This is a genomic window from Flavobacterium cauense R2A-7, assembly GCF_000498475.1.
In the GTDB taxonomy this organism is placed as follows: domain Bacteria; phylum Bacteroidota; class Bacteroidia; order Flavobacteriales; family Flavobacteriaceae; genus Flavobacterium; species Flavobacterium cauense.
Genome location: NZ_AVBI01000024.1, coordinates 104,040 through 118,799, shown reverse-complemented (window position 1 = coordinate 118,799; position 14,760 = coordinate 104,040). Strand labels below are relative to the sequence as shown.

General features: G+C 37.4%; 19 protein-coding genes. 11 read left to right on the top strand and 8 right to left on the bottom strand.

Annotated elements, in window-relative coordinates; genetic code table 11:
* Window positions 1–66: 66 nt before the first annotated feature.
* Window positions 67–1,845 carry a glucose/galactose transporter family protein gene (locus FCR2A7T_RS13940; RefSeq protein WP_023571944.1) on the bottom strand — a complete coding sequence of 593 codons (1,779 nt, stop codon included), beginning with the start codon at window positions 1,843–1,845 and terminating at the stop codon, window positions 67–69.
* Window positions 1,846–1,958: 113 nt separating this feature from the next.
* Between FCR2A7T_RS13940 and FCR2A7T_RS13935 the strand changes: the two genes are divergently transcribed.
* Window positions 1,959–2,480, top strand: a complete 522-nt coding sequence (locus FCR2A7T_RS13935; RefSeq protein WP_035118722.1) for a hypothetical protein — start codon at window positions 1,959–1,961, stop codon at window positions 2,478–2,480.
* A 5-nt stretch (window positions 2,481–2,485) separates the two neighbouring features.
* Here the strand turns inward: FCR2A7T_RS13935 and FCR2A7T_RS13930 are convergent, their stop codons facing one another.
* Both FCR2A7T_RS13930 and FCR2A7T_RS13925 read right to left on the bottom strand, forming a co-directional pair.
* The gene (locus tag FCR2A7T_RS13930; RefSeq protein WP_023571942.1) at window positions 2,486–3,040 is read right to left on the bottom strand and encodes a Smr/MutS family protein; all 555 of its coding nucleotides are present in this window, start codon (window positions 3,038–3,040) and stop codon (window positions 2,486–2,488) included.
* Window positions 3,033–3,215 (bottom strand): hypothetical protein, encoded by a 183-nt coding sequence (locus FCR2A7T_RS13925; RefSeq protein ID WP_035118720.1) that lies wholly within the window; start codon window positions 3,213–3,215, stop codon window positions 3,033–3,035. The genes FCR2A7T_RS13930 and FCR2A7T_RS13925 overlap by 8 nt, the downstream gene beginning before the upstream one ends.
* Window positions 3,216–3,320: 105 nt before the next feature.
* Between FCR2A7T_RS13925 and FCR2A7T_RS13920 the strand changes: the two genes are divergently transcribed.
* Window positions 3,321–3,599 (top strand): DUF2752 domain-containing protein, encoded by a 279-nt coding sequence (locus tag FCR2A7T_RS13920; RefSeq protein ID WP_023571941.1) that lies wholly within the window; start codon window positions 3,321–3,323, stop codon window positions 3,597–3,599.
* Window positions 3,600–3,623: 24 nt separating this feature from the next.
* Entirely contained in the window at window positions 3,624–3,953 is a 330-nt protein-coding gene (locus tag FCR2A7T_RS13915; protein ID WP_023571940.1) for a CCC motif membrane protein, read from the top strand.
* 58 nt (window positions 3,954–4,011) lie between these two features.
* On the opposite strand, the gene rocD is transcribed toward FCR2A7T_RS13915, so the two are convergent.
* From rocD to FCR2A7T_RS13900, 3 genes are all read right to left on the bottom strand, one after another.
* Complete coding sequence (gene rocD / locus FCR2A7T_RS13910; protein WP_023571939.1) at window positions 4,012–5,256, bottom strand: ornithine--oxo-acid transaminase; 1,245 nt, start codon at window positions 5,254–5,256, stop codon at window positions 4,012–4,014.
* Between the two features lie 331 nt (window positions 5,257–5,587).
* Window positions 5,588–6,139 carry a DUF1697 domain-containing protein gene (locus FCR2A7T_RS13905; RefSeq protein WP_035118716.1) on the bottom strand — a complete coding sequence of 184 codons (552 nt, stop codon included), beginning with the start codon at window positions 6,137–6,139 and terminating at the stop codon, window positions 5,588–5,590.
* 69 nt (window positions 6,140–6,208) lie between these two features.
* Window positions 6,209–6,931, bottom strand: coding sequence for a hypothetical protein (locus FCR2A7T_RS13900; RefSeq protein ID WP_023571936.1), 723 nt, complete (start codon window positions 6,929–6,931; stop codon window positions 6,209–6,211).
* 176 nt (window positions 6,932–7,107) lie between these two features.
* On the opposite strand from FCR2A7T_RS13900, the gene rlmD reads away from it, so the two are divergent.
* Genes rlmD through FCR2A7T_RS13880 form a run of 4 tightly spaced genes read left to right on the top strand, consistent with a single transcriptional unit; the run spans window position 7,108 to window position 10,336 of the window.
* Window positions 7,108–8,520, top strand: coding sequence for a 23S rRNA (uracil(1939)-C(5))-methyltransferase RlmD (gene rlmD, locus FCR2A7T_RS13895; RefSeq protein ID WP_023571935.1), 1,413 nt, complete (start codon window positions 7,108–7,110; stop codon window positions 8,518–8,520).
* A gap of 36 nt (window positions 8,521–8,556) precedes the next feature.
* Complete coding sequence (locus FCR2A7T_RS13890; protein WP_035118714.1) at window positions 8,557–9,066, top strand: DUF6452 family protein; 510 nt, start codon at window positions 8,557–8,559, stop codon at window positions 9,064–9,066.
* Window positions 9,038–9,748, top strand: coding sequence for a DUF6048 family protein (locus FCR2A7T_RS13885; protein WP_023571934.1), 711 nt, complete (start codon window positions 9,038–9,040; stop codon window positions 9,746–9,748). Before FCR2A7T_RS13890 ends, FCR2A7T_RS13885 begins: the two co-directional genes overlap by 29 nt.
* A gap of 12 nt (window positions 9,749–9,760) precedes the next feature.
* Entirely contained in the window at window positions 9,761–10,336 is a 576-nt protein-coding gene (locus tag FCR2A7T_RS13880; RefSeq protein WP_023571933.1) for a hypothetical protein, read from the top strand.
* 7 nt (window positions 10,337–10,343) lie between these two features.
* Here the strand turns inward: FCR2A7T_RS13880 and FCR2A7T_RS13875 are convergent, their stop codons facing one another.
* Together FCR2A7T_RS13875 and FCR2A7T_RS13870 are read right to left on the bottom strand one after the other, a co-directional pair.
* Complete coding sequence (locus FCR2A7T_RS13875) at window positions 10,344–10,580, bottom strand: hypothetical protein (RefSeq protein WP_023571932.1); 237 nt, start codon at window positions 10,578–10,580, stop codon at window positions 10,344–10,346.
* A 60-nt stretch (window positions 10,581–10,640) separates the two neighbouring features.
* Complete coding sequence (locus FCR2A7T_RS13870; protein WP_117614410.1) at window positions 10,641–11,810, bottom strand: THUMP domain-containing class I SAM-dependent RNA methyltransferase; 1,170 nt, start codon at window positions 11,808–11,810, stop codon at window positions 10,641–10,643.
* A gap of 142 nt (window positions 11,811–11,952) precedes the next feature.
* On the opposite strand from FCR2A7T_RS13870, the gene FCR2A7T_RS13865 reads away from it, so the two are divergent.
* From FCR2A7T_RS13865 to FCR2A7T_RS13850, 4 genes are all read left to right on the top strand, one after another.
* Window positions 11,953–12,696: an SAM-dependent methyltransferase gene (locus FCR2A7T_RS13865; RefSeq protein ID WP_023571930.1), complete on the top strand. Its 744-nt coding sequence runs from the start codon at window positions 11,953–11,955 to the stop codon at window positions 12,694–12,696.
* 4 nt (window positions 12,697–12,700) lie between these two features.
* Window positions 12,701–13,396, top strand: coding sequence for a ZIP family metal transporter (locus FCR2A7T_RS13860; protein WP_117614412.1), 696 nt, complete (start codon window positions 12,701–12,703; stop codon window positions 13,394–13,396).
* 71 nt (window positions 13,397–13,467) lie between these two features.
* A complete protein-coding gene (gene murQ, locus FCR2A7T_RS13855; protein WP_023571928.1) occupies window positions 13,468–14,292 on the top strand; it encodes an N-acetylmuramic acid 6-phosphate etherase in 825 nt (274 codons plus the stop codon).
* A gap of 10 nt (window positions 14,293–14,302) precedes the next feature.
* Window positions 14,303–14,758 (top strand): hypothetical protein, encoded by a 456-nt coding sequence (locus tag FCR2A7T_RS13850; protein WP_023571927.1) that lies wholly within the window; start codon window positions 14,303–14,305, stop codon window positions 14,756–14,758.
* The last annotated feature ends 2 nt before the right edge of the window (window positions 14,759–14,760 follow it).

Below are 14,760 nucleotides of genomic sequence, written 5' to 3'. Positions count from 1 at the left end.
AAAATTCGGAGCAAAGGTAAAGCATTTCCCCGGCTCCGAATTGGATATTATTATTTTATTAAGACTTTAATGTGCGCCATCGGTTTCGATTTCATCCACATCAATTCCTTGTTTTTTAAGCATCGATTTCACGGCTACAGCAAAGAACAAAAGATAACCAAAACAAAGCACCGGAATAATATAAGATTGGTGGATTCCGATGATATCAGACAATTTTCCTTGAATTGGAGGAATAATTCCACCGCCTAAAATCATCATGACCAAGAAAGCCGAACCTTGAGAGGTGTATTTCCCTAATCCGATAATGGACAAACTGAAAATTGCCGGCCACATGATACTGCACGCCAATCCGCCCGCTAAAAATGCATAGATAGCTACCGTTCCTGTTGAAAACAAACCAATTAGCATCGCCAGAACTCCAAAAATCGAAAAAACCGTTAACGTGCGCGCCGGTTTGTCTTTACTGATAAAGAAAGCTCCGATTTGCAATAAGATACACACTACGTAATAATATAACGGCGTCATGTTCTTCTGTGCCAGCGTATTTACACCGATAATCACAGCAAAAGCGACTAATGGAATGATAATCAAAGCCAAGGTTTTTTTAGAATTATTCAAATGAAAAACACTGATAGCTCCCGCCCAACGGCCAATCATAAGACTTCCCCAATACATCGAAATATACGGAGCACTGTCTGACACACTAAAAGCGCCAAAATCCTTCAGCTTCAATAATTCGGTAAGATTACTTCCGATAGCAACTTCCACACCAACATAAGTAAAAATAGCCAACATCCCCAAAACCAATTGCGGATATTTCATTGCGCCCCAACCCTCATTGTTTTTCTGCGCGGCCTTGTATGAAAACAATAATCCTCCCACAACAACTGTAAGTGCTCCCAAAAGCCAATACATTCTGTATTGTTCCAAACCTGGTTTTATCGTTTTTATTTCAGCTTCATGAATAGCCATTTCTGCTCTTAAATTATTCAGCTCATCACCGGAAAAATCTCTTAATTCATTTCCGGAAAATTGGGTTTTGATAACACCTATCCTATTTTCAAGCTCTGCTATCTGAAGTGCTTCTTTACTTTTATAACTGTTAAATACCGGCGTAAACATAATCGCCAACAAACCGGTCATAATTACTAGGGTACGCAGCGCTTTATTTGCCTTTTCCATGGGTTCATTGGAAATTCCGGCAGGAACTTTTTTCGAAAAACGAAACATTGCCGCTGCAGCTACGAATAATAATCCGACACAAACATAAAGCAATATTGCCTTATCCAACGGCAATCCTTTGATTTGCTCATCGGTTACCGATGCGGTGGTTCCGAAAAGAGCCAATCCAACCACCAAAGGTCCTATTGTTGTTCCGAAAGAATTGATTCCACCTCCAAGGTTTACGCGATCGGCGCCCGTTTTCGGATTACCCAATGAGATTGCAAAAGGATTTGCGGCAGTTTGCTGAAGTGAAAAGCCCAAAGCCACGATAAACAATCCGGCCAACATTCCTGCGTAAATATTTGCTTCAACCGCTATAATCATCGCTCCGGCTCCCAAAGCAGAAAAAAGCAATCCGAACACGATGCTTTTTTTATACCCCCAACTTCCAACAATATCCTTCTGTTTTGAAGTTCCGAAAAGGAACAGCAGTAAAGCGCCCACATAGTAAGCAGTATAAAACGCAAAATCAACTAATTGCGACTGAAACTGATCCAGCGAGAATTTAATTTTACAATAAGGAATAAAAATACTGTTTCCGGCAGCTATAAATCCCCAAAAAAAGAAGACCGTAATCAACGTATAAAGTGCAGGATAATTGGTTTGATGTTTAGATGACATAAATTATTTTTTCATTTGGATTTCAAATATAGCAATATTGCTGAATTTTCGGTATTTCTTTTATTGGCTTTTGCAATCTAAAAATGCTATTTTTGTCCCAAACAATTCTGCTTATGAAAAAGTTATTCGGATTATTGGTTTGTACACTGCTTTTATCCTCTTGCGATGATGGCGATATCGTTTTGCAATCCTTCAACTTTAACAACGTTGCTATTCAGAAATGCAGCGATAAAGAAGTTTTGTTTAAAATTAATAAAGAAGAAATGTTGTTGTTGGATATCCCGGCAGTTTATTTTCCCAATGAAATTACGCCTGACGGAGCCCCAAGAATCGTAACAATTTCATCTACAAACCGAGTTTTGTACAGAAAATACAGTGACAATGTTTCAAGCAGCAGCATTTGTAGTGATGTTCCTCCTGCTTCACCAACTGTTTCAAACGAATGGACAGCAGCAAATGGCGGTTCCATCGAAATAATTACCACAGCGAGAACCGTAACCGATGAAATTACCGGAGAAGTTACCATTACGGGATACAATCATCAGATAAAATTCATCAACATTCAATTTGTAGGCGCACAGGATTCTTTTGTTTTTGACGAATACCTTTACGGAACTTACACCACCACTTTATAATTTTTTTATCGATTCGGATTTTGTTTAATGTACACTTCGGTAGCACCCAATCCGTATTTCTGATAGTTGGCATCCTGAAATGAAATTCCTTCATATCGCCCTAACAGAAAATCCAATTCCGCTTTTAAAACACCTTCACCCACACCGTGGATAAAAACCACTTTTGGCATTCTGTTTCTGATGGCAAAATCGAGTTGGCGTTTTGCCGTTTCCATTTGTAAATTTAAGATATCGTAATTGGACATTCCGCGTTTGGAAGGCACTAGTTTTTCTATGTGTAAATCGACTTCCAACACGAATTCATCCTTACGGGATTTCTTTTCTTTCACAAAAGAACGCTTTTCCGGCAACTCTTTTTCTTTTAAAACCTGATTTATACTTTGACTTGAAGTAAATGATTTCAAATCATTGGAATTCTGCTCCTTAATTAATTCATTGACAAAATATGTCATCATGAATCCATCTTCCGTTTCCACTAAAATCTGGTCTTTTTGGAAGCCAACCACTACTCCACTGAAGTCTTCATCAAGAACAAAAACCTTATCTCCTATACTAAACATCTTCCTCTTCTTTATCTTTATTATTACTGGAAACCTTAGACATCAATTTCATCATTAAGAAGAAAAAAGCCAACACTCCTATCACCTGAATAAACACATTTGGAACCGGTTTGGTCTGCTCGTAAAACGCCCATCCCATGAGTCCGAAAATAAGTATGATGTAAATTGTTTTCATAGATTTAAATTAAGATTTCAAAAATAACAAACTTTAAAATAGCACTACGATTATTTTAAAACTATCTGTTTTTTTTATTACATTGCTGAAGGAAAAAACTTGTATATGGAAGAATACATGCTCCCTTGTTTGAGCAAAAAACTTTTCGGGATCGAATGTTTTGGTTGCGGAACACAACGCGCTTTTGTTTTGCTTTGTAAAGGCGATTTTACAGAAGCGTTTTACATGTTTCCGGCAATTTACACCTTACTCCCTTTTCTTTTCATCACAGGGCTTAGTTTTATAGACAAGAGCCGCAATTACCATAAACCGATAGTCACTTTAGGAATACTTAATGCTGTGATTATGGTTGTATCGTATTTTATAAAACATTTTTACCTATAACAATCGTTAACCAATTATCAAATCATGGAGAAACAAAAATTACCAAACCAACAAGCCGTAATGATTTTAGGAATACTTTCCTATATAGGATGTTGTTGTTCCAATGGAATCGTTGGGGTTCTATTATCCGGAATAGGAATCTACCTAGCCAATAAAGACGAAAAACTTCTGGCTGAAAATCCAGAAAACTACTTGCCCGGTTCCTTAAAAACATGGAAAATCATTAACATTGTCAGCCTGGTTATCAGTTCGCTTTTCGTATTTATTCTGATTTATCTTGTTGCGACAGGAAAATATGACGAAATGCAAGAGCAATACATCCAGATGCTAGAAGAAATGCAGAAAGGTCGATAAATAAAAAGACCGTCTTGTTTTACCAACAAGACGGTCTTTTTTTATTAACTATAGATTCTTATTTTTCAAATTGCTTCAATGTCATTGTAATGATGCGTACACAATCTAACAACTGCTCTTCATTCATTACTAAAGGCGGTGCAAAACGAATAATGTTTCCGTGGGTTGGTTTTGCCAATAATCCGTTATCACGCAAAGCCATACAAATATTCCAAGCAGTGTCGCTTTCTTCTGTATCATTAATTACGATTGCATTAAGCAATCCTTTTCCGCGTACCAATGTTGCAATATTGGATGTTTCGATATATTTTCCAATCTCAGAACGGAATAGCTTTCCTAATTTATCCGCATTTTCAGCTAATTTCTCATCTGTTACCACTTCTAAAGCAGCGATAGCCACTGCAGCCGCAATAGGGTTTCCACCAAAAGTAGATCCGTGTTGTCCCGGTTTGATTACATTCATAATAGCATCATTTGCCAATACTGCTGAAACCGGATACACACCACCTGACAAGGCTTTTCCTAAAATCAAAATGTCCGGTTGTACATTTTCATGATGAACCGCTAATAATTTTCCGGTACGTGCAATTCCGGTTTGAACCTCATCCGCAATAAAAAGTACATTATGTTTTTCACACAATGCTTTTGCTTTCGCCAAATATCCTTCAGAAGGTACGTAAACTCCAGCTTCACCTTGAATTGGCTCCACTAAGAATCCCGCAATGTTTGAGGAAGAACTGATTGCTTTTTCCAAAGCATCAAGATCATCGTAAGCTATTTTTATAAATCCTGCTGTATACGGACCAAAGTTCTTACGGGCATTTTCATCGTTTGAAAACGAAATAATCGTTGTGGTTCTTCCGTGGAAATTATTTTCACAAACAATAATCTGCGCTTCATTCTCATGGATTCCTTTTTTCTCATACGCCCATTTACGGCACAATTTCAAAGCTGTTTCCACAGCTTCGGCACCGGTATTCATCGGAAGTACTTTATCAAAACCAAAATAACTGGTAACAAACTGTTCATAAACACCCAATTTATCATTATAAAAAGCACGCGATGTTAACGTAAGCGTTTGAGCTTGTTCCATCATCGCACCAACAATTTTCGGATGACAATGTCCTTGGTTTACAGCAGAATATGCCGAAAGAAAATCATAATATTTTTTCCCTTCGACATCCCACACATATACTCCTTCTCCTTTACTTAAAACAACCGGCAGCGGATGGTAATTGTGTGCACCGAATTTGTCTTCTAACTGAATTGCTTCTGCTGAACTCATTTTTTCTAAAACTTGCATTATTAAATTGGGGTTTAGTAGTTTTGTTTTATACGTAACTATTTAATGGTTAATTTCTGTGCAAGTTAACAATTCAAATTGAAAAAAATAAACTTTAACACCATAATTTAATATTTTTATAACAAAAACCCTTTGATTTATAAAAATATAACAAACAATGAGTGAATCAATTATTTTACAGACAGTTAACAAAAAGCGGTAAAATTGTTGTAAAAAACAACAATTTAAGAATGTCAGGTAAAATTTTTCCTAACATTCAAATTCTGAGCTGGATCTGTATTTGATTGTTTTTATAAAAAACACACAATAATTCGGAAATCAAACCAAATTGTTAGACGTTGCGTTCTTCAAACAGGGAAAGTAAATTTGTAACGGTATTCCAGTTTCTGATGGTTGCCGTTACATTTAGTTTTTTTTCGATGTATTTCTGATCCAACCTTGTTTTTCCTGCGCCTTCTGCGTATTTGATGTAAATCCGACTCTTGTCGATACGAGCTTCGTCGGGTTTGAACTGACTGATTTTTAAATCGTTCAAAGCGCCATCTGACAATTCTCTGGAAATAAAAGCCACGTATAATTTTTTACTGTCGGCATTGGATTCATTTAAATAATGGTTGTTCTTAAAACAGGCTTCCAAATCCGCTTTACCGATAACAACTACGGGAACCTCATGCCCGAAGGTTTTAAATATTTCCTGCTTGATTTTAAATCCGACAGCAGATGGATTTTCGTCTTCCGAATCTACAAAAACATTTCCCGACTGAATGTAAGTTTGCACATTGTGAAAACCGGCATTTTCAAGTAAGGTTTTCAAAGCATCCATTTTAATCATGTTGTGGCCGGAAACGTTTATTCCGCATAAAAGCGCTAAGTGACGATACATACTATTTCAAAATTAGAAATACGAAGTACGAGATTTGCAGATGTTTTTGCAACAATATTGTATTTTTTATCAATTTTTGAATTGTTTTCGTTTTTCAATTAAAAAATCAAGTACGTCAAGAACGCCGTTTTTATCGGTAACATGCTTAGCTTTTAAATCATTTTCACAAAAATCGATAAAGGAATCGATTTCATTTTCTTTGAGATTTAATTTGGTGATGAAAAAATCATTTGGAAACTCCCTTTTGACATAATTTTTAAAACTTTCTCCTTTCGATGGCGCATCTTTCTCGAATTTTCTTGCCAATTGTCGATCGAGGAATTTAATGACCTTATTGCCTATTTCTACAAAATCGACTCCGTATTCTATTTCACCGGTATAAACACCAATAACTTTGGCTTTTGATTGCTCGTTCTCCAATTTTGCTTTTTTTACCGACTCATAACTCATATCAGTGTTAATTTTGGGGCTTTTATCAATTTCAAGCTCTTGAAGTTCTATTCCTCTTTTCTCCAATTCGAACGCAACATTGGAATTCAATTGTTCGGGGGAGACTCTTATCTTTTTCTCATAGTAATCCTTCAGTACAAAAACAATTTCATCACCCGCTACGGCAGCAATCGAAAAGACTCCTTTATCGTTTGTTTTTTTAGCAATTTTCTTGGTAACATTTACCACGTCAACATTGGCTATGGCATTACCGTTACTGCGAACAAGACCATGCAAATTGGATTGACCGAAAATAGCGGAGTGAAATAAAAAAAGTGTGAAAAATATAATAAATCGTTTCATATTTTGACTCTTTTAAATGTTCTTCTAAGTTACTTCATCCATTTGCCAATTACTATTAATATTCTGTTAATATGTTTATTAAATTTTATTAAAAACTTGAGTATTTGCATCCAGTCACCCTTCAAGTTTATAGTTTTCAATTTCTCGTTTCAAAATACAATCCTTACTTTTGCCCCATGGGAAGAAAAAAAACAGACAAAATCGTATTCGAAAACGTAAAAGTCCTTGATGCAGGTGCAAAAGGCGTATCGGTGGCAAAAGCCCCGGAAGGTCAGGTTATCTTTATACCTAATGTGGTTCCTGGTGACGTAGTCGACGTTCAGACATTCAAAAAGCGTAAATCCTATTTTGAAGGAAAAGCAATAAAATTCCACGAATTTTCAGAACACAGAACAACTCCGGTTTGCGAACATTTCGGCGTTTGTGGTGGCTGTAAATGGCAGAATATGAAATATGAACAACAGTTGTTCTATAAAAATCAGGAAGTTTACAATCATTTAAAAAGAATCGGAAAGATTGAATTACCGGATTTCGAACCAATTTTAGGTTCAAAAGAACAGTTTTTCTACCGAAATAAAATGGAATTCGGTTTCTCCAGCTCCCGTTGGATGACTCAGGAAGAAGTAGATAGTGGCGCCGAATTGGACAATAAAAATGCTGTTGGTTTCCATATCCCTAAAATGTGGGATAAGATCCTAGATATCCAAAAATGTCATTTACAGCAAGACCCATCAAATGATATCCGAAATGAAATCCGAAGATTTGCGAATGAAAACGATTTATCGTTCTTCAATCCGAGAAACCACGAAGGTTTGTTGCGTACGTTAATGATTCGTACCGCTTCCACCGGAGAAATCATGGTTTTGATTCAGTTTTTTGAAGACGACAAGGCAAAACGTGAATTACTGCTGAATTTCTTAGCAGAACGTTTTCCGGAAATCACTTCGCTTCAATACGTTATCAATCAGAAAGCTAACGATACTTTATACGACCAAGACATCATTCTGTTCAAAGGAAGAGATTATATTTTGGAAGAAATGGAAGGTTTGAACTTCAGCATCAATGCGAAATCATTCTATCAGACCAATTCCGCTCAAGCCTACGAATTATACTCAATTACCAGAGAATTCGCCGGATTAACCGGAGAAGAATTGGTATACGATTTATACACCGGAACCGGAACCATTGCTCAATTCGTTTCTAAAAAAGCGAAAAAAGTAATTGGTGTGGAAGCCGTTCCTGAAGCGATTGCCGATGCGAAAGAAAACGCAAAACGCAATAACATCACGAATTGTGAGTTCTTTGTTGGGGATATGAAAAATGTTTTCAACGACGATTTCATCAAAACACATGGCCATCCGGATGTAATCATTACCGATCCGCCGCGTGACGGAATGCATGCTGATGTCGTAAAACAGATTTTAAGTATTGCTCCTGAAAAAGTGGTGTATGTAAGCTGTAACTCGGCTACACAGGCACGTGATTTGGCCTTGATGGATGAAATGTACAAAGTTACCCGTGTGCGTCCGGTAGATATGTTCCCGCAAACACATCATGTGGAAAATGTTGTACTTTTGGAAAAACGATAAATCAATTTGAAAATTTACAGATTTGAAAATTTGAAGATGAAAAAAATCAAGATAGTTGCCCTTTCGTTCTTAATCGCCTATTCCTTTTGGGGTTGCGAGAAAGATGATATCTGTACCGAAGGAACGCCAACAACGCCAAATGTTGTAATTGAGTTTTATGATGTACTGAATCCGGCCAATCTGAAAGCGGTAACCAATCTGAAAGTAATCGCTACAGGTTATTCAGGCATACCGGCAAACGGCGTCAGCAAGATGAAAATTCCGTTGAAAACGAACGAAGACACCACAACGTTTCAATTCATCCAAAACGGTAACGATGAAGATGCTACTAATGACAATATTGACATCATAACCTTCAATTATTCAAGAACCGATGTTTTTATTTCAAGAGCTTGTGGCTATAAAACCTTATTTCAATTGGATGCCAATAATCCGGTTTTAACGGATGGTGATTCCAGTCTATGGATTTCCACCACAACACCTATTGAAGCCTCACAACCCAATATTCAAAACGAAAATGAAACACACATTAAAATCTATTTTTAGTATGGCTTTAATGTTGGTTTCCTTATCAACATTTGCGCAAAAACAGACAAAAGATACCGTTAAACAAGCGCGAACCGAACGTTACGGACTTCGTGTTGGGGTTGATTTACACCGATTGACGAAATCATTTTACGATAAAGATTATAAAGGATTTGAAGTGGTTGGCGATTATCGTCTGACCAAAAAAATCTATATCGCCGGAGAATTGGGAAATGAAAACAAAACGGTTAACGACGACCAATTGAATTTTACCACAAAGGGAAGCTATTTTAAAGTCGGTTTTGATTATAACACCTACGAAAACTGGCTGGACATGGAAAACATGATTTATGCCGGAATGCGTTATGGCGTAGGTTCTTTTTCACAGGAACTTAACAGTTATACTATTTACAATACCAATCCGTATTTCGGACAAACAACAGTAACTCCCGGAACAAAATTTGATGGTTTAAACGCGAGTTGGATTGAATTGGTAGGCGGAATGAAAGCGGAACTGTTCAATAATCTATACTTAGGAGTTTCAGTACGCATTAATTACTTAGTCTCCGAAAAAAAACCGGAGAACTTCGACAATTTGTACATTCCGGGATTCAACCGAACGTATGACGGTAAATTTGGCGCAGGATTTAATTATACGCTGAGTTATTTTATTCCGATATACAAAAAGACTGGCTCCAAATAAATTATTTATCGGATGAAATATATCTTTTCCTTTATCTTTTTCATTGCTACATTGTCCAATGCGCAGGAGAAGAAATTTGGGGAGTATACTTTTCAGGAACTTTTAAAAGTTAGCAATTTGTCTTTTAAAATGCCGCGAGGGTTTAAGGAAACCAAAATCATCAAAAATAACGGACATCTTTATCAGTTGGCCATTAAAGATTCCGCCACAGGTTTTGAGGCTCGATATTATATCAAACCTTATGCGCTATTTTTTCCTAAAAATGATGTTACCTATAAAGAAAACCCAATGACGTATAACTTTTTCGTCAGTTCTTTATTAAATGTATCCGGATACATATTACCGGAATATCCACACATTGACATTATAAAACCGGAATATGTAAAATATGATATGAATGCCGATTACGGATTAAATTCCTTTTTTGAACCGAAATCGAAGTTTGCAGAAGGCTATAAATACTGCTTGGCCGCTGCTATCAGAAAGGATTCGGTAGGAGAAGTTTATATTTTCATGTTATATAATATTCAGAATCGCGAAACAAGAATCATCATCGATGATATTCTTTCTTCTGTTGATTATAAATAATGCAGTATTATTTAATCTGCTTCACTCCTTTTATAAACAACCATTTCATAAACAACTTTTCGCCTTCATTGGTTTGAATGGCCTGAAATTTCGGTGCCAATAAGGTTGCAACCACAAATGCAGTTAAAGGTAACAGAATACCTGTAAGATTTGTAAACTCAGGCAAAACGGCAAAACGGATAATGGTAAACAATACGGCAAAGCCTAAAAAATTATATACGATTGATTTTGTTTTTAAAGTCATATTTTAAGTTAATGAATTAATAATTTATGAGTATAAATTGAATCTACCAGTGAACACTGATTACTCACTATCTCTGTTCTGAAACTTCGTTCGCTTGCTTCCTTCATACATTTCGTATTTCACCAAACGAGCTTCCAGTTTTCCGTTGAACAGTTTGATTTTTCGGGATGGTTTTAAACCAACAAATTTCAATGCTTCAAGATTCGCCGTAATGAACCAAGCGTTTGTTCCCGGATAACTTTGTTTTAAGGTATCACCGATTTCTCTGTAAAAACGTTCCATTTCAATATCCAAACGTTCTCCGTAAGGCGGATTGAAAACCATATGCAACGGTCCTCGGGTTTCTTTTTCCGTATCGAAGAAATTGCGTTCGTAAATCTTCACATATTCATCAAGATTCGCATTTCTGATATTGTCTTTCGCTTTCATTACCGCAGACGGCGCTTTATCATAACCCGTAATCGTATAATGAAACTCTTTAACTTTCTTCATCAGCGAATTCATGATCTGATCGAACAACTCGTTGTCCCAGTCACTCCAACGCTCGAAGGCGAATTCTTTTCGGTTGATATTGGCCGGAATGTTACAGGCAATCATCGCAGCTTCTGCCAAAATCGTTCCCGAACCACACATCGGATCGATAAAATCTCCTTGTCCGTCCCAACCGGAAAGCAATAGCATTCCTGCTGCCAACACTTCATTAATTGGTGCGATATTCGTAGCGGTTTTGTAACCACGGTGGTGTAACGAATCTCCGGAACTGTCTAAAGAAACCGAACATTGGTCTCGGTCGATGTGAATATTAATACGCAAATCGGGAAAATCCTTATCAATATTCGGACGTTTTCCGAATTTATCGCGAAACTGATCCACTATCGCATCTTTTGTTTTCAAAGCAACGAATTGCGAATGGTTAAAATGTTCCGAATGCAATGTAACATCCACCACAAAAGCCTGATGCGCATTAAGATACTGCGACCAATCAATGCCCTGAATGCCTTTATACAAACTAACTTCATTAAACGCACGGAAATGGTAAATAGGTTTCAGGATTTTTAAAGCCGTACGCAACGCTAAATTCGCCTTGTACATAAACCCTTTATCGCCTACAAAACTTACCATTCGGGTTCCCATTTCGACATTCTGCGCACCCAGTTGCTGCAACTCTTTTGCTAATATCTCTTCGAAGCCAAAAAAAGTTTTGGCAATCATTTTAAAATTCTGTTCCATAATTTAAATTCAATCGTAAAGGCAATACACTCCTTCTTGAGAAACTTCTTTTTTCTTGTTTCTATTTTCTTGCCTCTTCTTGATTGCATCGGCAAAAATACGTTAAATTTGCAAGATTAATTATCCTCCAACAGAAGAATACATGTCAGACATACAAAATAAATCAACCGAAAACTGGTTTGCCTCCTGGTTCGACACTCCTTACTATCATATTTTATACAAAGAGCGTGATGAAGCAGAAGCCCAGCATTTCATGGACAATCTTACGCATTATTTAAATCTTCCCGAAGATGCAAAAATTCTGGATTTGGCCTGTGGAAAAGGACGCCATTCCATGTATCTTAATACCTTAGGTTTTGATGTAACCGGTGCCGATTTATCCGAAAACAGTATCGCAGAAGCTTCGGCTGCAGCCAATGAAAAACTGCATTTTAAAGTCCACGACATGCGTTTACCGTTTGAAGAAAAGTTTGATGCGGTTTTTAATTTGTTCACGAGTTTTGGTTATTTCGAAAATGATGAAGACAATCTGACTACACTAAAAGCCATTCACGACAGCCTTTCAGAATACGGTTTTGCGGTGATTGACTTTATGAATACCAATTATGTGATTAACAATCTGGTTCCCGTAGAAGTGAAAACCGTAGAAGGCATTGATTTTCATATAAAACGCTACGTAAAAGACAATCATATTTTTAAGGAAATTGATTTTGAGGATAAAGGACAAAAATTTCATTTCACGGAAAAGGTAAAAGCCTTAACTTTAAGCGATTTTGAGCAGATGATGGAAGAAGCCGGAATTTATCTTCTGGATGTTTTTGGCGATTACAAACTGCGCAAATTCTATAAAAACGATTCGGAACGTCTGATTATGATTTTTAAATAATATGCTGTACTTACTACTGCCATTACTTTCAGTAATTTTCGGTTACCTGATCGCTACTTTTTTCCGACCTAAAAGCAAAAAAAGTCTGAGGATTTTATTGGCTTTCAGCGGTTCCTTCTTATTGGCGTTAACCGTTTCGCATTTATTACCAACCGTTTACGAATCAACCCATCATGTGGAAGCCGACGGACATGTTCACGGAGGCATCGGATTTTTTATCATGTTCGGAATTGTGTTTCAGATTGTGCTGGAATACTTTTCACAGGGTGCTGAACACGGGCACGTACACGGGCATGACACCATGCATCACATTCCGTGGTCGCTGTTCATCAGTTTGTGTCTGCACGCATTGTTGGAGGGCATGCCGGTGAGCCAGAACAACGATTTGGCTTGGGGAATTGCAGTACACCACTTCCCTATCGCGATTATTTTAACCACGTTTTTCAGTACGTCGCATTTAAACAAACAATCGATTTTACTGTTCATGCTTACTTTTGCTATCATGACGCCATTGGGAACCATATTTTCTGAAAAACTGCCCTTTATCGTTCATTATCAGGCAGAAATTACTGCTTTTGTAATCGGAATCCTGTTTCATATTTCCTCCACTATTATTTTCGAAACCAGTGAAGGCCATAAATTCAATTTGGCCAAACTTACCGCGATAGTATTGGGAATTGTGTTGGCATATTTTATGTAACACTTTATCCGGTAAGCCATAAGCAAAAACTTTGTAACTTTGAACCTAAGCCACTTAGCAACTAAAAAAACATGTCATTTACCAAAACCACCGAACAATCCTCGAAATACGAACATCTGGAAAAAATGTCGGTACAGGATTTACTGACCAACATCAACAACGAAGATAAAACCGTTCCGCTTGCCGTAGAAAAAGCATTACCGCAAATTGAAACTTTGGTTTCTAAAATTGTGGAACAAATGAAAAATGGCGGACGTTTGTTTTATATCGGAGCCGGAACTTCCGGTCGGTTGGGTATTGTAGATGCTTCCGAATGTCCGCCTACTTTCGGCGTTCCGTTTGATATGGTTATCGGACTGATTGCCGGTGGCGATACCGCTATCCGAAAAGCGGTGGAATTCGCTGAAGACGACAGAAATCAAGCCTGGAAAGACTTATCCGAATGGAACATCAACAAAAAAGATGTAGTCATCGGAATTGCCGCTTCAGGAACCACTCCGTACGTTATCGGTGGATTGGAAAAATGCAATGCAAACAATATCACAACGGGCTGTATTACCTGTAACGAAGGAAGTCCGCTTTCACAAACTGCAACCTTTCCAATCGAAGTGGTTGTAGGACCGGAATTCGTAACCGGAAGCTCGAGAATGAAAGCCGGAACGGCTCAGAAATTGGTTTTAAACATGATTTCCACAGCTACGATGATTCAGTTAGGAAAAGTGAAAGGCAACAAGATGGTCGACATGCAATTGAGTAACGTAAAACTGATTGACCGCGGCGTTCGCATGATAATGGGCGAAATTCCCGTTTCGTATGACGAAGCAAAACTTCTTTTGGAAACTTACGGAAGTGTTCGAAAAGCAGTAGATTTCTATTTATCCCAAAACAATCTTTAAACAAAATACCATGAAAAACGTACTTACTTTACTATGCTTTTTCCTTCTGACAGTGGCTTCGGCGCAGGAAATCAAAATGGAAAGAGGCAAATTTTACCAAAACGGTGTTCAGATTTCAAGTTATGAAACTAAAAACCTGCTGAAATCAAACAATGAAGCCTATGGTTATTTTAAAAGCGCCAAAACCAAAGAAGGTGTTGGAGGTTTTTTATTGGGTTTAGGAATTGGTTTAACAGTGGGCGATGTTGTAAAAGGATTGGTTTCTGATGCTGATTACCCATCCGGATTTACTTATGTAGGTGCTGGTTGTATCGCTGCTTCGATTCCGGTAATGATTGGTAGAAAGAAAAGACTTGAAAAGGCAATCGAACTTTATAATAACGGACTGAAATCAACAGGCACGACCGATTTCAACATGAATATTCTGGCTAACAATAACGGATACGGAATTCAAATCACCTTTTAACC